The organism is Paracnuella aquatica (assembly GCF_003332885.2).
In the GTDB taxonomy this organism is placed as follows: domain Bacteria; phylum Bacteroidota; class Bacteroidia; order Chitinophagales; family Chitinophagaceae; genus Flavisolibacter; species Flavisolibacter aquaticus.
Genome location: NZ_QOWJ01000002.1, coordinates 151,135 through 168,134, shown reverse-complemented (window position 1 = coordinate 168,134; position 17,000 = coordinate 151,135). Strand labels below are relative to the sequence as shown.

The window sequence follows — 17,000 nt, the reverse complement described above, 5'->3', positions numbered from 1 at the left end:
CGCTGCGTACGCCTGCAGCTAGTTGCCTTCATTGCGCCGAAGCAATCTCCTGCTAACTATAGAATCAAAAATGATTTGCAATAGGACCCAAAGATGAATTGAGATTGCTTCGGCGCAAACATGAGTTTAAATGATAAATGCGTCCATCGCCTCGCAATGACGGCAGCACTGTGGTGCAAGGCTTGCAAATAAAAAATACTGTTGCTAATTTTTATACACCAAAACTAAAGCCCATGAACAAGCAAGGCTGGGTGTATATCCTCACTAATGCACATCACACCACCTTGTACACTGGCGTTACCAGCAACCTGTATCAGCGCATGCAACAACACATGAATCATATTTATCCTCATTCTTTTACTGCCAAATACAATTGTAGCAAACTGGTGTATTACTGCGCATACGCCACTATGATGGATGCCATACATGAAGAAAAAAGAATCAAAGGCAGCAGCCGGATGGATAAAGTGCACTTAATCTCCCAGCAAAACCCGGAATGGAAAGACTTGTGGCAAACAGAAATTTCTTAAATGCTCCAAATGAGTAGCACAGGTGTTCAGTCGTCATTGCGAGGCGCAGCGGAAACATTGAAATATCATCAAGTCAACGCGCCGAAGCAATCTCCTTTCGAATTATTAACACTACAATTGAAAGCTTATTGTAATAAACTCCGAAGTAGCAGGAGATTGCTTCGGCGCCATAGCCGCTACATTTCAACAAGCCACTCCTGCGCCTCGCAATGACGGGCAGCCTCCAAACAAAAAAAGGCCCGCAAACGCAGGCCTCAATACTGTCAACTACCAACTATCAACTGCCAACTAAATCAACCCTGCCCGTTCACTGATCTCCAGCATCCTATCCAGGCTTTTCTTTGCCTCCAAGCGCAGTTCCTCGTCCATCAGGATCTCGGGTTGTTCGTATTTCATACACAGGTATACTTTTTCCAATGTGTTACGCTTCATGTGCGGGCAGTCGTTGCAGGCGCAGGAATTATCGGGCGGAGCCGGAATCAGCACCTTGTCAGGAGCCTGCTTGGCCATCTGGTGCAATATACCTGCCTCTGTTGCCACGATAAACTCTTTGTGGGGTGATTGCTTCACGTAAGCCAGTAACTGCGTTGTAGACCCTATAAAATCGCTTATACGCAGGATCGGCTCCTCACACTCGGGGTGCGAAATGAGTTTTGCCTCCGGATGCCGCACCTGCAGCCTGGTGATTTTCTCCAAACTAAAGATCTCATGCACCATACAGGCACCGTTCCACAGCAGCATATTGCGGCCAGTTTCCTTGTTGATCCAGGCGCCCAGGTTTTTATCCGGCGCAAAAATGATCTTCTGGTCTTTCGGAAAGCTTTCCACAATGGCCTTGGCGTTGCTCGACGTACAAATAACATCGGTTAGTGCCTTGATGCCGGCGCTGCAGTTGATGTAAGAGATCACCACATGGTCGGGGTGCTGCTCCCTGAACTTCTTAAACAGAGGCGGCGGGCAACTTTCGCTGAGCGAGCAGCCGGCCTTCAGATCCGGTATCACCACTTTTTTGGTGGGGTTCAGGATCTTGGCGGTTTCGGCCATAAAGTGCACGCCGGCGAACACAATCATATCGGCGTTGGTTTGCGCCGCTTTTTGAGCCAGCCCCAGGCTGTCGCCAATATAATCGGCAATGTCCTGGATGTCGGCCTCCTGGTACAGGTGCGCCAGGATGATCGCGTTTTTTTCTTTTTTCAGCTTTTCGATTTCGGCAAAAAGATCAAGGGTGGGGTCAATGTCCACGTCAAGAAAACCTTTCTCTTCTACCTCGTTTTTTTGCGCTATCAACATATCCGTATCCATCTAATAATTTATAATAGTTTATTTATTTAAAAGAAAAAGCTATTACTATTAGGGGTGTGCATTAGTGGATAACCCCAAACCGACTGAACCAACCGTACAAATATGGTGCAGTTATACACAGCTACCCACAGTTTGTTCACAACAAAGGTAGCGCATACCGCCTCTTTTGGTGCAGTTTCCACACCGGTGTGGATTACCCACTGGTAACAACAAATGCTTACATACCGTTTTTACTACCTGTGAATAGCATCGGGATAACGGGTGGGTTTTGGACACCGGCAGGGGCCCCTCCCCCTTTCCCGAAACTTATAAGCCATCCATCCACATCGGCTTTCCCACCCTGCCACCCCTTTATCCACATAAAAAGTGAACAATTAACAGCAAAATCAGGCCTAGGTGCCGTGGCTTGTCCTAACTTTCGGGGTTGAACCATGTGTGCAGGAATGGCGCGGAGGCGGCAGGCTTAAAACAATGCAAAATATAGCGATATTAACAGGGTGGGCATTTCGAAACCCTTGATTTATGCGGCTTTCAGGGGTTTTCCCCAATTTGTTGATAACCTGATTTCCCCTATTTTTGCCCACTCTTAAAATACCACAGTACCACCTTATGTCAGTTATTCAGCAAATCAGGGACAAATATGCCCGTTGGGCCGTAGTAGCCATTGCGTTGTCTTTGCTTGGTTTTATTATGATGGACGCCTTTGCCGGACGCACCAGCGTGATGGGCAACAACAGCACTACTCTGGGTGTCATCAATGGCCATGAAATAGATGTGCAGGAGTTTGAGCAAAAAGTAAAGGCCCAGGAAGAAATGGCCCAGCAGCAAGGTATGGCCCTGGGCGAGGAAAGCCGCCAGCAGATCATCGAGTCTGTTTGGAACGGCGAAATTGACCGGGCCCTGTTGCAAAGCGAAATTGACGAGCTGGGACTGGCTATTGGTAAAAAAGAAATCAACGACATCCTGTTTGGCGCCAACCCGCCCCAGGACCTGCGCCAGGGCTTTACCGATCCGCAAACCGGCCAGTTCAATGTGCAGGCAGCGCAGCAATATTTTGCCAACCTGCGCAAAAGCGGCACCCCCGAGCAGAAAGCCCAGATGAACCAGTACCTGGAAAGCCTGGAGCTGCAGCGCCTGTCGGAGAAATATTCTTCACTGCTGGGCAACAGCACCTACTATGCTAAATGGTTTGTTGAAAAACAAAATGCCGACAACAGCCTCGTGGCCAATGTATCTTATATTACTGTACCGTACGCTACGGTGTCGGACAGCGCCGTAAAAGTTTCGGACAGCGATATCCAGAGCTATATCAACGAACGTAAAGACGAGTTTAAGCAGGATGTGGAAACACGTTCTATTAATTATATCGTGTTCAATGCATCGCCTTCGGCTACCGACAGCACCGCGGTGCTCAACACTATCAGCGGGCTGAAAGAAGGTTTTGCCACTGCTACCAATGCAGAGCAATACCTGACCCAACAAGGCACTACCCTTCCTTATTTTGACGGCTATCTGGCTGGTTCCAAAATCCAGATTCCTGCCAAGGATTCTATTTTTTCGCTGCCCATCGGCGGTGTGTACGGACCTTACCAGGATGGTAACTCTTATGTACTGGCCAAAAAGCTGGACCAGAAAGTACTCCCCGATTCTGCCCGTGTACGCCACATCCTGATCACCAACCAGGCGCAGCCCGATAGCGTTGCCAAACGCCGCATCGATTCTATTGCCCTCGCCATCCGCGGCGGTGCCAATTTCGATTCGCTGGCCAAGCGTTTTTCCGAAGATCCAGGTTCCAAAGACAAGGGTGGTGTGTATGAATATTTCCCGCAGGGCCAGATGGTAGCTGCCTTCAACGATTTTGCTTTTGGCAAACCCGTAGGCACCCGCGATGTGGTTAAAACCGAGTTTGGCTACCACCTGATTGAAGTGCTGGGCCAAAAAGGCGGCGAAATGAACTACAAGATTGCTTACCTGGGTAAAGAGATCGTGCCCAGCAGCGAAACCGATAATGCCGCTGCCAATGCCGCCAACCAGTTTGCCGGCGACAGCCGCAGCCTGAAGGCATTCAACGAAAACTACGACAAAAACCTGCGCAGCAAAGGCTACAACCGCCTGCTGGCTGCCGACATCCGCCCCAACGATTTCCAGGTGGCCGGTATCGGTGCATCCCGCTCCCTGGTGAAAGCCATCTTTGAAGCCGACAAAGGCGATGTGCTGGAGCCACAGCGTGTGGGCGACAACTACGTGGTAGCAGTGGTTACCGAAGTAGAAAAAGAAGGTGTGGTGAGTGTTGCCAAAGCCCGCAACGTGGTAGAGCCCATTTTGCGCAACAAGAAAAAAGCCGAGCAGATCAAAACCAAGCTGGGGAAAATTTCTTCGCTGCAAGCTGCTGCAACTGCTGCCAACCAGCCCGTGCAGGTGGCCGACAGCCTGAGCTTTGGCGGTGCCCGCAATGCAGCACTCGGCTACGAGCTGAAAGTGGTAGGTGCCGCATTTAATCCCGCTAACAAAGGTAAAGTAGTGCCAGAAGCACTGGAAGGCCAGGCTGGTGTATATGTGGTGCAGGTAAACAACGTAAGCGCTGTTCCGCAAGGTGCCGCCGACATCAACATCCAACGCCAGATGCTGGAAATGCAGGCTCGCCAGCAAATGATGTATCGCTCGCCGCTGCAGGCACTGCGCAAATCGGCCGACATCAAAGACAACAGGTCTAAGTTTTATTAATAGCTTTTTGTTTTAAAATATCCCAGCCCGCAACATTAAACGTTGCGGGCTTTTTTATGCACTTTAAGTATCGTTGCCTGTCATCCTGAGCGCAGCGAAGGATGACAAGCAAAAATCAATCAACAGGATCTGGTGTGTTGCTTACATACATTCAAGGCTAACTTTGCACCTTCAATACAAACACATGCAGCCTACGATATACTATTGTTACGATGCTTATTGCGGATGGTGTTACGGATTCAGCCCGGTGATCAAAAAACTGGAAGCCGCATACAAAGACCGTCTTTCTTTTGATGTGCTCTCCGGTGGTATGATCCTGCCCGAAGAGCCCACGCATTTTGGCACCATGGCCAAATACATTCAAACAGCGTACAAACAAGTGGAGCAAACCACCGGCATCGAGTTTGGGCAGGATTTTCTCTGGCATGTTTTTCATCCCGAAGAAACCGACTGGTACCCCGATTCGACCAAGCCCGCTATTGCGCTTTCTATTTTGAAAGAACAGCATCCCGAAAAAGCCGTCGCATTTGCCTCCGACCTTCAGTATGCCCTCAATTACGAAGGCCGCGACCTCACCGACAACGAAGCATACCGCCACCTGCTGCTTCAGTACGATTTGGCTGAAGAGGATTTTTACACCAAGCTCAAAAGCGAGGAGTACCGCGAAAAAGCATACTATGATATGGCCTTGGTAAAACAGTTGCAGGTAAATGGTTACCCCACTGTGCTGATGCAGGTAAGCGATGCGAAATTTTACCTCCTCAGCCGCGGATACACCGATTATGAAACCCTGCAGGCAAGGGTGGAAAAAGTGTTGGAAGAACTGGCCCCTTAAGCCGCTGCACACTTGCTGCACCATTATCAAAAATGTTGGTGCAGCAAGTGTTGCATTTTTATTTCGGTAAAAAAACGGACCGCAAAAGGCTGCATGGTTTACATTTAGAGAACGGACGCAAAATCCGTTGCACTAACATGAAAGCTTTGCCAACGATTGTAGGTTCGCTGCTGCTGGCAGCCACCACCTTGTGTGCTACGGCACAAAAAGCGCAACCGGTAAAAACCGATGCAAAACTTGCTGCATCTTTTAAGCAGCAATACACCGATGCTGCAGCGCAGTACAAACTGCTGGCAAAAGCATTGCCGCCAGACAAATTCCCGAAAACATATTTCCCCCAAACAGGCAAATACGAATTCAGTAATTCGGGTTGGTGGTGCAGTGGTTTTTATCCTGGCACATTGTTGTACCTGTACGAGCAAACCGGCGACAAGGAATTGTATAACGAGGCGATGCGCATCATGCAGGTGTTGGAAAAAGAAAAAAATAATAAGTCCACACACGACCTCGGTTTCATGATGTTTTGCTCATTTGGCAACGCCAACCGCATTGCATCAAAACCAGAGTACCGCGATATTTTACTGACCAGTGCACGGTCTCTATCTACCCGCTTCAATCCTACAACAGGCACCATCAAATCATGGGATTCAAAGCCCGAGGATTTCCTAGTCATCATCGACAATATGATGAACTTGGAATTACTTTTTTGGGCCACTAAGGTCAGCGGCGATTCCAGTTTTTATAAAACAGCCATCACACATGCCAACACCACTATTCAAAATCATTTTCGCCCTGATGGCAGCTCTTACCACGTAATTAACTACAACCCGCAAACCGGCGCTGTACAACAAAAGCGCACTGCACAAGGTGCCGCTGATGAATCGGCATGGGCCCGCGGGCAGGCATGGGGCCTGTATGGATACACGGTGATGTACCGCGAGACCGGCGACAAAAAATACCTCGATGTGGCGGAGCGCATTGCGCAGTTCATGCTCAACCATCCCAACATGCCGCAGGATAAAATTCCGTACTGGGATTTCAATGCACCAGACATCCCCACTGCGCTGCGCGATGCTTCGGCAGCGGCCATTACGGCTTCCGCATTGCTGGAGTTGCAGGGCTATGTAAGCGGCACCAACAAAACAAAATACCTGCAGGCAGCCGAAACAATGCTGCGCAATTTATCGAAGCCGCCTTACCGCGCCGCAGTGGGCACCAACGGCGGATTCATTATTGAACATGGTGTGGGCCACAAGCCCGCCGGCACCGAAGTAGATGTGCCGCTTACTTATGGTGATTATTATTTTGTAGAAGCGATGAAGCGCTACCAGCAACTGGCTGCAGGTAAAAGACTAACGTTTTAGCGTAGCCGACATGCAAATACAATACAACGAAAGCAATACATGCAAGGGCTATTTTAATTTACGGGTAAACAAATGGGCATATGCAACGCGTAGCATTTAAAATGAAACTTTTTCCGGGTAATGAAGCTGCATACAAAGAGCGGCATGATGCCATCTGGCCAGAACTAGTGCAGCTATTAAAAGCAACGGGCATCAGCGACTACAGCATTTTTTTAGACAGCGAAACCCATACGCTTTTTGGTGTGCTGCAAATAGCCGACAAGGCAGCAATGGATGCACTGCCGCAACAACCCGTGATGCAAAAATGGTGGGCCTATATGCGCGACCTGATGGAAACAAACGCGGATGGCTCGCCGGTATCCATTCCGCTGCAGGAAGTTTTTTATATGCCCTGAATCAACACCATTTCATTTCACAACCATTACATCCGTAGCTATAAACAACCGCTATGTTCACCACCCAATCATATCGAATAATTGTGTTCATGTTGCTGGTATTTGCCAGTGTACAAATGCAGGCGCAAAAAGGCAAAACAGCACCAACCGACCGCGAGGTTTGGCTGCAACACCTAGATAAAATTGCACGGCCTGTACTCTCCAACCTTGCTGCCGACCAGTTGAAAGAAACCATGCCCATAGTGCTGCCGCAACATGTGGATAACGCCGAACACCGCGGCAAAGTGGCTTACCTCGAAGCATTTGGCCGTACGCTTTGTGGCATTGCACCCTGGCTCAATAGCGAAGGCGGCAACGCAGCCGAGGTGGCGCTGCGCAACCAATACCGGCAGTGGTCGCTGAAGGCATTGGCCAATGCAGTAAACCCCGCAGCAAAAGATTATATGGTGTGGAATGGTGGGCAGCCGCTGGTTGATGCATCGTTTGTGGCCTTTGCGTTGGTGCGTTGTCCGTGGCTTTGGGAGCATAGCGACACAGTTGTAAAGGCCCACCTGATTGATGCATTTAAAACCACCCGCGGCACCGTGCCGGTATACAGCAACTGGATTCTTTTTTCAGGAATGATTGAAGCATTTTTTTGCAAGTATGGGCTTGACTACGACCCGGTGCGCATTGAATACAGCATCCGTGAATTTGCCAACCATTGGTATGTGGGCGATGGCATGTTTTCCGATGGGCAGGCGTTTGCGCTTGATTATTACAACAGCATTGTAATACAACCTTACCTGGCGGCCATTGTGGATATTGCCGTGCAAAAAAGGGGCGCATACAAATGGTTCGCACCGCAAATGTTGCAGATTAACCAGCGCTATGCCGAAGTGCAGGAGCGCTACATTCACACCGATGGATCTTACCCGGTGCTGGGCCGCTCCATTGCATACCGCAGCGGCGTGTTTCACCATCTCTCCGATATGGCGCTGCGCAAAGCTTTGCCCGCTTCGTTGCAGCCTGCGCAGGTACGCAGTGCACTCACTGCTGTTTTAAATAAAACCATGCAGGCGCCGCAAACTTTTACTACCGGCGGCTGGCTCAACATAGGTTTGTATGGGCACCAGCCGGGCCTGGCCGAACGTTATATCAACACCGGTAGCCTGTACATCTGCAGCACAGTGCTGGTGGCTTTAGGTTTACCGCAAACAGATCCTTTCTGGGCAGCACCTGCTGCACCGTGGACCTCCGTAAAAGTGTGGAGCGGTGGGGATATGCCTGCCGATCATGCACTGGATCTGCAATTGAAATGACGGCACATGCAACAAGCTGCAGCTACAATTCATATCTTTCAATCATAACATTGTTTGCACAAAAAAAATAAGGATGAAATATTTACTGATTGCCCTGCTATTGACCACTACACAATTGCATGCACAAACCAACAATGAAAAAGCCGTAACCGCCGCGGTGGAACAATTGCGCCAGTTGATGATCACACCAGACAGCAGCGCATTGGTAAAACTTGTTTCAAACGATTTGAGTTATGGCCACTCCAGCGGACTGGTAGAAGATAAAGCTGCATTCATCAAATCGCTGGTGAGCGGCTCGTCGGATTTTGTGAGCATGAACCTGTCGAACCAAACCGTGCAGGTGCTGGGCGAAACAGCCATTGTGCGCCACCTGCTGGAAGGTGAGATCAACGCCAACAACGCGACTTCGAAAGTGAAGCTGCATATTTTGCTGGTGTGGCAAAAGAAAAAAGAAGGATGGCAACTGGTGGCCCGCCACGCGGCAAGGGCTGCTTAAAAAGCCAATCTTTTTTTACCAACACCAATGGCCAACAGCCGCTGCACCACTTGCAGCCGCCCGTTGGCCATTTTTATTTTTGGCCGTAAAATAAAAAATGCAACGTTTTTGCATTTTTTATTGCCTATAGTGATAAACCAAAATGTATGCGCCGGCTTTTACCAATACTGCTGCTTTTTTCGGCCTGCACCGATATGAACATGAGTGATGATTTTCCGCCCGGTCCTGCTTTTGTTCCCGTGTATGCCAGCGTGGAGTGGGATGCGCCTGTGGAAATGCAGCCCGCAAAGCCCACTGTTACCGCCGGAAAAATTTATGCGTTCCGCGATTATGCTTTCCAGGTTGATCAGTACAAAGGCATCCATATCATCGACAATGCCAAAAGTGCCGGCGCCAAAAAGATCGGGTTTTTACAAATACCGTTTTGCACCGAAATAGCCATCCGCAACAATTACCTCTACACCAATCACAACAACGATATGGTGGTGTTTAACCTGGCCAATCCCACGGCACCGCAACTGGTAAAGCGCCTGAAAGATGCATTCCCAGCAATGAACACCATACAAGAGCATCCCCCATTTTCGAACGTAATGTTTGAATGCCCCGATCCTGCAAAAGGCATGGTGATAGACTGGGTGCAGCAAACGGTAGCCAACCCCAAATGCCGCCGTTAATTCAAGTTCAATGATTTTTTTTAAAATGATTGGCCCACTAAAGCCGGCTCATTTTTCAACAATGCCAAAACAAAATATCATGCGTTTGCTTTTGTCTGCGCTTCTTTTTATAACACTGCTCGGCTGCGATAAGTCGGCATCGGACAGTAAACTGTATAACGGCGGCGGCACGGGCCAGGGCGGCTCGCTGGCACGTTTTACCATTGCCGGAAACTACCTGTACACGGTGGATAACGAAGACCTGAAAGTGTATGAAATATCGGATGCGGCCAACCCGGTATATAAGCGTACAGTGCAGGTGGGTTTTGAAATAGAAACCATCTTTCCATTCAAAAACCGGTTGTTCATCGGCTCTACCAGCGTGGTGCATATTTTTAGCCTCGACGATCCATCGAAGCCGGAGAAATTGAGCGAAGCCATTTCGCCGGAAGTAATGCGCCGTTGCGACCCGGTGGTGGCAAAAGACACGGTGGCTTTTGCAACATTGCGCACCAACGGCCCCTGCGGTGGCGTGCAAAGCATACTGGCGGTATACGATATCCGCAATGTGGCAAAGCCCGTGCAGCGGGCCAGTTTTCCATTAACAGAACCATATGGCCTTGGTTATTCCGACACGGTGTTGTATGTATGCGACAACCAACAGGGATTGATGGTTTTTGATATCAAAAACGCATTTGAACCCAAGTATGTAACAAGCCTCAGAGACGGCTGTTTTATAGATGTGATACCTTATGGCAACACGCTTATTTGCTGGGTACGCAATGGTATGATCCTGTACGATATTTCGGATAATAAAACCCCACAGTTCCTAACCCGTATCAATTGATGAAAAAAATTTGTTGTGTTGTACTGCTGCTGTGGGCTCTAGGTGCCGCTGCGCAAAAAGCACCATTGGGCCGGCCCAAATACACGCCGCACAACCTGGTGGTTACCATCAACCCGTTGGCCATGTTCAATGCCGATCATCGCCTGATGATGGGCGTTGAGCACCGCTTCAGTAGCCGCTTTTCGCTGGTGGGCGACGTGGGCCTGGTGGTACAATCGAGTTACCTCGATGAAGCAAAAAAAGCAAGGGGTTTTGAGTTGCGGCCAGCACTGCGCTACTATTACACCCGCCAGGGTGCGGGTTATGTACAGGGCCAATTGCACTACCGGCTGATGAATTACGACCTGCACGGATGGCTGGGCCAGAATTGCGTTAATGGGGTGCCTACTTACGAAAAGTTGCAGGACTTTACTTTTCAAAAAAGCCAGGCTGGCGCTGCTGTGGTTACCGGCGGCACCGAACGATTGGGCAAGCATTGGCTGCTCGATGTATCGGTGGGTTTGGGATTGGTATACCGCCAGCAAAAAGTGAAAGATGAACCCAATTGTTGCTACATGCCGACCGATAATTTCTTCGGCAACACTACGCAGAACAATATGTGGTTGCCGGTAGTGCCGATTTCGGTAAAGTTGGGGTATGTGATAAAATAAGTCAAAAGTGAAAAGTCAAAAGGGATGTTGTAAACGTTAGCTGTCTGCGTTATTTCGGAACGCTTTTGAATTTTTACTTTTGACTTAACCCACGATCTTATAATTTTGATACGTAAAAAACTGCCGGCCGGTCAGGTCTTCTACAAACTTCATCACCTTTTCTTTTACCGACATATTGTTTTTGGCTGGATCGTACACAAAGGTCCAGTCCTGTGCAGCCACAACATCTTGCATCACGGCAGGATGCGTGCCGGTAAAGCGTTTCAGGTAATCGTATTCGCGGTAGCTATAGCCTTCCGCTTCCTTTTGTTGCACATCGGCAATAAAGGCATCGCTATCGGTATATTTTTTATGAAACTCGATGCGCTTTGCCGTCATCTTTTTCGGTGGTCTTGCCCAGCTGTAATGATAAATGGGCACCGGCACTTTCAGCACCCGCAGCTTGGTGCCTTTTTCGCCATCCTGGTTCTGCGGATTTTGATACATGCGAAAACCCATCGAATCTTTATAACTGCGGATAGCAGCGTTATTTTTCACAATGCGGATCTCGTATTTATGAAAACGCCTCGATGGACAGTAGTGATCATAATCGCCATAAAAATGAATGAACGGCAGCAGCAATCCATCAATGTTGTTGTTGCTGATATGATCCTGCATGGCCTTTTGCAAAAGAGGTAAATCTTTTTCATGCACCACTTCATCTGCCTGCAGGTGAAAGAGCCAGTCGGCATCCTTGCGGCAATGATCCATACCAATATTTGCCTGCTGCGCAAATACTTTTCCGCCTACACGCAGTTGTTCGTCCCACACCGTATCCACGATGGTGACCTTTGGATCGTTGAGAGCCACAACTGCTTCGCGGGTGCCGTCGTTTCCTGCACCAATTACCACAATATATTCATCCACTATTGGCAGCAGGCTTTTAATGGATTCGATAAAAGGATAAGCATAGGTAAACCCGTTGCGAACGTAGGTAAATGCGGAAACGATCATGGTGTAAGTCAAAAGTAAAAAGTCAAAATTCAAAAAGCGTTTAAGTCAGTGTTGGTTGCATTTGATTGCAACCCTTTTTGACTTTTTACTTTTGAATTTTGACTTCCTTGTTATTTAATTATTCAGCAGTTTCTGTAGCTTCCTCATTGCCCCATTTCTCTGGGCGCATTTGCGGAAACAGGAGCACATCCTGGATGGAAGGCTGGTTGGTAAGCAGCATGCACAACCGGTCGATGCCAAAACCAATACCGGCAGTAGGCGGCATGCCATATTCCAGCGATCGCAGAAAATCATAGTCGATAAACATGGCTTCGTCATCGCCGCGTTCCATCAGGGCCACCTGGTCTTCGAAACGTTCCCGTTGATCGATGGGGTCGTTCAGCTCGCTATATGCATTGGCAATTTCCTTACCATTTACGATCAGCTCAAAACGCTCTACCAGGCCGGGTTTGCTGCGGTGCTTCTTTGTCAACGGGCTCATCTCGATTGGATAATCGATGATGAAAGTTGGCTGCACATAATGGTGCTCACATGTCGATCCAAAAATTTCATCAATGAGTTTGCCTTTGCCTACTTTCGGGTCGGCATCAACGCCCAGTTGTTTGCACACATCGCGCAGGTCTGCTTCATCCAGCTCGCTTACATCAATTCCCGTATGTTCTTTGATGGCATCGTAAATAGAGATGCGCTTGAACGGAGCTTTAAACGAAATGGTATTGTCGCCGTTTACAAAATCGGTGGTGCCGTTTACATCGATGGCTGCTTTTTCGAGCAGCGCCTCGGTAGTTTGCATCATCCAATCGTAATCTTTATATGCAGTATAAAACTCAAGTACGGTAAACTCGGGGTTGTGCGTACGGTCCATGCCTTCGTTGCGGAAGTTGCGGCTGAACTCATACACCCAATCAAAGCCGCCAACAATGAGGCGCTTCAGATAAAGTTCGTTGGCAATGCGCAGGTAAAAAGGCACATCCAGCGCATTGTGGTGCGTTACAAACGGCCTTGCGGCGGCACCACCCGGAATGCTTTGCAGCACCGGCGTATCTACTTCCAGCGCACCATTGCTGTTCAGGAAATCGCGGATGGAGTTGATCAGTTTGGAGCGCTTTACAAATGTTTCTTTTACCGTAGGGTTGATCACCAGGTCGGCATAGCGCTGGCGGTATTTAAATTCGGGATCGGTAACGGCATCGTACACCACGCCGTCGGCTTCTTTTACAATGGGCAGCGGCCGCAGTGCTTTTGCCAGCACCGTCAGCTCTTTTACATGCACCGATATTTCGCCGGTTTTGGTACGAAACACAAAACCTTTTACGCCTACAAAATCACCAATATCGAGCAGCTTTTTCCAAACCGTGTCGTACATCGATGTGTCTTCGCCACGGGCCAGGTCGTCTTTGCTTACATATACCTGTATGCGGCCGGCACTATCCTGCAGCACGGCAAACGAAGCCTTACCCATAATGCGCACACTCATAATACGGCCGGCTAGGCACACTTCACTAAACTCGGCGGCGTTATCGTCGGAAAAGGCATTTTTGATAGGCGTAGAAAAATGGGAAACCGGAAAAGAAGCGGCAGGATACGGGTCGATACCCAGGGCCTGCAGTTGCGCCAGCTTGTCGCGGCGTATCTGCTCCTGCTCTGAAAGCTGCTGTTGTTGCATGTTTTTCAATTGAGGTGCAAAAGTACGGCGATGAAGGGAATGCTCAACTTAATGAAACGAATAGTGACGGGTGAACAACTCCTGCGGTTTTTTGTAAAAAATAAAACGCAGGAGTTACCGCGTGGCCCCTCCATCAAACCGGAGCCGGTACGCCAGCGACAACCGGAAATGAACGCCATCGTTGAATTTTTCCGCAAAAAAGTATTTCGAAGCACCATCGGTTGCACCCAGCCGAAACCGCCGAAATAGGGAATGACCCAATTCGGCAGTGAGCACCAGCTTGGGTTGCAGATACAGGTCGGCAAATGCCTGCACCTGGTTGTCATCAATGCGCACAAATCGATTTTCGGCGCCGGCCGGGTACCTAAAAGAAGTGGTGATGGCCCGAAACGAAGCGCCATAATAGAACCGGGGCGATACTTTTTGCTCCAGTACTATGCTGCCCGGCAGGGTGCCAAAAAGCTGCAGCCGCCGGTTGATGGTCCATTCAATGCCAGCCAAGGGGATGAAAAAGTTGCCAAAAAACTCGCGGTTGTAATACAGCCCGAATTTGTATTTCAGCTTTGGATTTACCGTGCGGGTGGCCAGCAGCACGGTGCCCAGTTGAAAACGGTTGTTGAAACCAAAATCTGCTGCACCGTTCCAGCGGGCTATCAACAGCATGGTGGTAGTCCACTGCGGGCTCCATGGTTTGATGTAGCCACCCACCATCGTTAAGCCGCGCAGCCACTGCGGTGCGGCTGCCAGCGCCGTGCTGCTGATGCTCCATTGTTCGGCAATAGGATTGAGCAAAATGATGCTACTATCCCGCAACACCAGCGGCAACTGCACCTGTGCCTGCCCATATTCAAAGCTGTTGCGGTTAAAATTGCGCCGCACCAAACCTGCATCGGGGCTCCGATGAAAACGGATGGAAGCCACATCAAGGTAAGGCTGCGCCAAGCCATTTATAGCAAACAAAATGCACAGCAGGCCAGCCAGCAGTTGGGAGCGCATCGTAAAGGTTTTAGTGGCTGCATTTCACAAAATAAAAAAGCAGCCACTACTAAAGTAATGCGCAGCCCATCGCTTTAAAAGCAATCTGCCGGGATTTTATTGGCCCGTTGTTTCAGGCACTTCATTACCTGCCGAAAGCATTGCAGCCGCAGCTTGTTTGCCGCTTTGCAGGGCAGCTTCTACCGTGCCCAGTTCGGGGCCGTGGTGCAGCGCTTCGCCTGCAAAATACACGGTGTGTTCGGCAGGTTGCTGCAGCGTTTTTTGATGCGTAGCGCCGTCTACTACTTCGTAAGAATAGGCACCATGGAAAAACGGGTCGGCCGACCAGTTGTGGCTCCAGGCAGCTTTTAAATCTTGCCATAAGTAGGCTGGCTCCAAATCAAAAATTTTGGTAAGCGACGAAAGCGCCAGTTGCAACAACTCATCGTGGCTTGCGTGCTGCAGTGCCTGTGCTTTGGGGCCGCCCAGCCAGCCGGTAAGTATATTGGTATTCAAGGGGTGCTGGCTCCACCAAGTGGGAATGCTTTCTTCAGAAAAAAGAAATTGCAGATCGGCCAGGTTTTGGCCGCCAACAAGGGTGCTCCGCTTCCAAAACGCCTGGCGAAACAGGAGATTGATTTTTACCACGTGGCCGTAGCCTAGTGCTTTTGCGGCTGCATCGTATTGGGGCAATGCCGGCACAAACTTGATGCTGCCCGATTGCAACACACCCAGTGAAACCGTAACCAGCAACTGGCTGCATTTGAATAAAGTTTTATCAGTAGTAACTGAAACGTTCTCCCTTTGCCAGTCTATTTGCTCTACTGGCTGGCCCAGGAAAAACTGCACGCCTTTTTCCCGGCACTGTGCCTCCATGTATTGCGCCAATTGCAGGTAACCGCCTTCAATGCGGTACTGTGGCTGGTCGTCGCCGGTCAGCTCTTCGGCAAGGGCCAGCGTGCTCGACCGGTTGGTGTCGGCGGCATAATATCCTTCGGCGTAATCCTGCACCTCTTGCCGCATATTGGCACACTGCGGGCCGGCCAACTGCCGTTGTATAAACTCCTGAACGGGCAGGTCGGTGGTAACGGCTTTGAGTTTGGGCTCCAGTATATCGTATCCTTCAATAAAATCTTGCTGCGGCTGCAAACCAGCCTCTTTTCGCTGCCAGATGCTGCCTTCAATTTGGTGTGTGGTAGCGCCGGCCTGCTGCAACAAGGATTGGGTTAGCGGCAGACTGCCGTGTACAAACTCGGCGCCCAGTTGCACCAAGGTGCCCGTGTCCTTATCCTGCACACACAGCATGCGGCCGCCGGTGCGGCTTGTGGCTTCCACCACTGCTACCCTTTTCCCGGCACTACTTAATTCAATGGCAGCCATCAGCCCGGCCGCACCGGCCCCAACAATAACGATATCGAATTGCGCTTTGGTCATGCACTTTTTTATGCAAGGCCCGGACCAGTAGCCTATTTAACCCCCGATTTAGTTCGGGCGGATTATTTTTGCATACTGTTGAGATTCTGGCAAAAGATTTGAAACCATCCTAAAAACCTTATATGATCCGTTCTTACCTGGCAATATTTGCATTTGCACTTACCTTTTTTTCCTGCGATACCCTTTCTAATTTACCCCAGATGAACATCCCGGTTTCCGAAGGCGAGGCCGCACAAGGCATTCGTGAAGCTTTGGACCAGGGCGTAAGCCGCGGCATTTCGCTGCTGCATAAAGAAGATGGGTTTTTTAAAAACACCGCATACAAAGTGCTGCTGCCCGAGGAAGCCCAGCGTATTGAAGGCGTGCTGCGCCAGATGGGTATGGGCGCCATGGTAGACCGCGCCATTTTGCAGATCAACCGGGCTGCCGAAGATGCAGTGGGTACGGCTGCGCCAATTTTTGGCGATGCCATCCGGCAAATGACCCTCTCCGATGCGTTGGGCATTGTTCGCGGCCCGCAGGATGCGGCCACGCAATATTTTCAGCAACGCACCACCACGCAGTTGAAAACTGCATTTACACCCATCATCAAACAATCGTTGGACAAGTTCAGCGCCACCAAATATTATGGCGATATGATCAACACGTACAACAATTTTCCAACAACGCTTAAAAAGGTAAACCCCGACCTAACGGCCTATGTAACCGAAAAAGCAATCAGTGCGCTGTTTGACCAGGTGGCGAAAGAAGAAGCCAATATCCGCACCAACGCATCGGCCCGCACTTCGCAGATTTTGAAGCGGGTGTTTGGAAGAGGATAGTCTGAATATATTTC

The 17,000-nt window shown here is 49.6% G+C and carries 16 protein-coding genes; 11 read left to right on the top strand and 5 right to left on the bottom strand.

The genetic code is table 11. From position 1 onward, the window contains the following. Positions 1-233: 233 nt before the first annotated feature. The gene (locus DRJ53_RS05490; RefSeq protein WP_114234763.1) at positions 234-530 is read left to right on the top strand and encodes a GIY-YIG nuclease family protein; all 297 of its coding nucleotides are present in this window, start codon (positions 234-236) and stop codon (positions 528-530) included. 288 nt (positions 531-818) lie between these two features. Here DRJ53_RS05490 and nadA read toward each other — a convergent pair whose 3' ends face one another. Beyond that, positions 819-1,832, bottom strand: a complete 1,014-nt coding sequence (gene nadA, locus DRJ53_RS05485; protein ID WP_114234598.1) for a quinolinate synthase NadA — start codon at positions 1,830-1,832, stop codon at positions 819-821. Between the two features lie 609 nt (positions 1,833-2,441). Between nadA and DRJ53_RS05480 the strand changes: the two genes are divergently transcribed. From DRJ53_RS05480 to DRJ53_RS05440, 9 genes are all read left to right on the top strand, one after another. Continuing rightward, the gene (locus DRJ53_RS05480) at positions 2,442-4,556 is read left to right on the top strand and encodes a peptidylprolyl isomerase (protein ID WP_114234597.1); all 2,115 of its coding nucleotides are present in this window, start codon (positions 2,442-2,444) and stop codon (positions 4,554-4,556) included. 184 nt (positions 4,557-4,740) lie between these two features. After that, a complete protein-coding gene (locus DRJ53_RS05475) occupies positions 4,741-5,391 on the top strand; it encodes a DsbA family protein (RefSeq protein ID WP_114234596.1) in 651 nt (216 codons plus the stop codon). A gap of 137 nt (positions 5,392-5,528) precedes the next feature. After that, the gene (locus tag DRJ53_RS05470) at positions 5,529-6,755 is read left to right on the top strand and encodes a glycoside hydrolase family 88 protein (protein ID WP_114234762.1); all 1,227 of its coding nucleotides are present in this window, start codon (positions 5,529-5,531) and stop codon (positions 6,753-6,755) included. Between the two features lie 80 nt (positions 6,756-6,835). Beyond that, positions 6,836-7,150 (top strand): L-rhamnose mutarotase, encoded by a 315-nt coding sequence (gene rhaM / locus DRJ53_RS05465; protein ID WP_114234595.1) that lies wholly within the window; start codon positions 6,836-6,838, stop codon positions 7,148-7,150. A gap of 89 nt (positions 7,151-7,239) precedes the next feature. Further along, positions 7,240-8,451 carry a DUF2264 domain-containing protein gene (locus DRJ53_RS05460; RefSeq protein ID WP_114234594.1) on the top strand — a complete coding sequence of 404 codons (1,212 nt, stop codon included), beginning with the start codon at positions 7,240-7,242 and terminating at the stop codon, positions 8,449-8,451. A 73-nt stretch (positions 8,452-8,524) separates the two neighbouring features. Then, entirely contained in the window at positions 8,525-8,947 is a 423-nt protein-coding gene (locus DRJ53_RS05455; RefSeq protein ID WP_114234593.1) for a nuclear transport factor 2 family protein, read from the top strand. Positions 8,948-9,093: 146 nt separating this feature from the next. Continuing rightward, positions 9,094-9,621, top strand: coding sequence for an LVIVD repeat-containing protein (locus DRJ53_RS05450; RefSeq protein ID WP_114234592.1), 528 nt, complete (start codon positions 9,094-9,096; stop codon positions 9,619-9,621). A 79-nt stretch (positions 9,622-9,700) separates the two neighbouring features. After that, on the top strand, positions 9,701-10,447 hold the full coding sequence (locus DRJ53_RS05445; protein WP_162303810.1) for an LVIVD repeat-containing protein: 747 nt from the start codon (positions 9,701-9,703) through the stop codon (positions 10,445-10,447). Further along, positions 10,447-11,097 carry a DUF3575 domain-containing protein gene (locus tag DRJ53_RS05440; RefSeq protein ID WP_114234590.1) on the top strand — a complete coding sequence of 217 codons (651 nt, stop codon included), beginning with the start codon at positions 10,447-10,449 and terminating at the stop codon, positions 11,095-11,097. Before DRJ53_RS05445 ends, DRJ53_RS05440 begins: the two co-directional genes overlap by 1 nt. Before the next feature lie 84 nt (positions 11,098-11,181). Here DRJ53_RS05440 and DRJ53_RS05435 read toward each other — a convergent pair whose 3' ends face one another. The 4 genes from DRJ53_RS05435 to DRJ53_RS05420 all read right to left on the bottom strand — a co-directional run bounded on the left by DRJ53_RS05435 (position 11,182) and on the right by DRJ53_RS05420 (position 16,165). Further along, the gene (locus DRJ53_RS05435) at positions 11,182-12,090 is read right to left on the bottom strand and encodes a glycosyltransferase (protein WP_114234589.1); all 909 of its coding nucleotides are present in this window, start codon (positions 12,088-12,090) and stop codon (positions 11,182-11,184) included. A gap of 118 nt (positions 12,091-12,208) precedes the next feature. After that, complete coding sequence (gene lysS / locus DRJ53_RS05430; protein WP_114234761.1) at positions 12,209-13,756, bottom strand: lysine--tRNA ligase; 1,548 nt, start codon at positions 13,754-13,756, stop codon at positions 12,209-12,211. A gap of 114 nt (positions 13,757-13,870) precedes the next feature. Then, a complete protein-coding gene (locus tag DRJ53_RS05425; protein WP_114234588.1) occupies positions 13,871-14,752 on the bottom strand; it encodes a DUF6268 family outer membrane beta-barrel protein in 882 nt (293 codons plus the stop codon). Positions 14,753-14,848: 96 nt separating this feature from the next. Then, entirely contained in the window at positions 14,849-16,165 is a 1,317-nt protein-coding gene (locus tag DRJ53_RS05420; protein WP_114234587.1) for a flavin monoamine oxidase family protein, read from the bottom strand. Between the two features lie 122 nt (positions 16,166-16,287). Here DRJ53_RS05420 and DRJ53_RS05415 point away from each other — a divergent pair, with 122 nt between their 5' ends. Then, positions 16,288-16,986, top strand: a complete 699-nt coding sequence (locus DRJ53_RS05415; protein WP_114234586.1) for a DUF4197 domain-containing protein — start codon at positions 16,288-16,290, stop codon at positions 16,984-16,986. The last annotated feature ends 14 nt before the right edge of the window (positions 16,987-17,000 follow it).

Excerpts from the sequence above, each read along its gene's own strand:
- lysS (WP_114234761.1), bottom strand. The coding sequence starts at position 13,756 with ATGCAACAACAGCAGCTTTCAGAGCAGGAGCAGATACGCCGCGACAAG.
- DRJ53_RS05475 (WP_114234596.1), top strand. The coding sequence starts at position 4,741 with ATGCAGCCTACGATATACTATTGTTACGATGCTTATTGCGGATGGTGT.
- DRJ53_RS05460 (WP_114234594.1), top strand. The coding sequence starts at position 7,240 with ATGTTGCTGGTATTTGCCAGTGTACAAATGCAGGCGCAAAAAGGCAAA.
- DRJ53_RS05420 (WP_114234587.1), bottom strand. The coding sequence starts at position 16,165 with ATGACCAAAGCGCAATTCGATATCGTTATTGTTGGGGCCGGTGCGGCC.
- DRJ53_RS05455 (WP_114234593.1), top strand. The coding sequence starts at position 8,525 with ATGAAATATTTACTGATTGCCCTGCTATTGACCACTACACAATTGCAT.
- DRJ53_RS05435 (WP_114234589.1), bottom strand. The coding sequence starts at position 12,090 with ATGATCGTTTCCGCATTTACCTACGTTCGCAACGGGTTTACCTATGCT.
- DRJ53_RS05480 (WP_114234597.1), top strand. The coding sequence starts at position 2,442 with ATGTCAGTTATTCAGCAAATCAGGGACAAATATGCCCGTTGGGCCGTA.
- nadA (WP_114234598.1), bottom strand. The coding sequence starts at position 1,832 with ATGGATACGGATATGTTGATAGCGCAAAAAAACGAGGTAGAAGAGAAA.
- DRJ53_RS05445 (WP_162303810.1), top strand. The coding sequence starts at position 9,701 with ATGCGTTTGCTTTTGTCTGCGCTTCTTTTTATAACACTGCTCGGCTGC.
- rhaM (WP_114234595.1), top strand. The coding sequence starts at position 6,836 with ATGCAACGCGTAGCATTTAAAATGAAACTTTTTCCGGGTAATGAAGCT.
- DRJ53_RS05490 (WP_114234763.1), top strand. The coding sequence starts at position 234 with ATGAACAAGCAAGGCTGGGTGTATATCCTCACTAATGCACATCACACC.
- DRJ53_RS05415 (WP_114234586.1), top strand. The coding sequence starts at position 16,288 with ATGATCCGTTCTTACCTGGCAATATTTGCATTTGCACTTACCTTTTTT.
- DRJ53_RS05425 (WP_114234588.1), bottom strand. The coding sequence starts at position 14,752 with ATGCGCTCCCAACTGCTGGCTGGCCTGCTGTGCATTTTGTTTGCTATA.
- DRJ53_RS05440 (WP_114234590.1), top strand. The coding sequence starts at position 10,447 with ATGAAAAAAATTTGTTGTGTTGTACTGCTGCTGTGGGCTCTAGGTGCC.
- DRJ53_RS05450 (WP_114234592.1), top strand. The coding sequence starts at position 9,094 with ATGCGCCGGCTTTTACCAATACTGCTGCTTTTTTCGGCCTGCACCGAT.
- DRJ53_RS05470 (WP_114234762.1), top strand. The coding sequence starts at position 5,529 with ATGAAAGCTTTGCCAACGATTGTAGGTTCGCTGCTGCTGGCAGCCACC.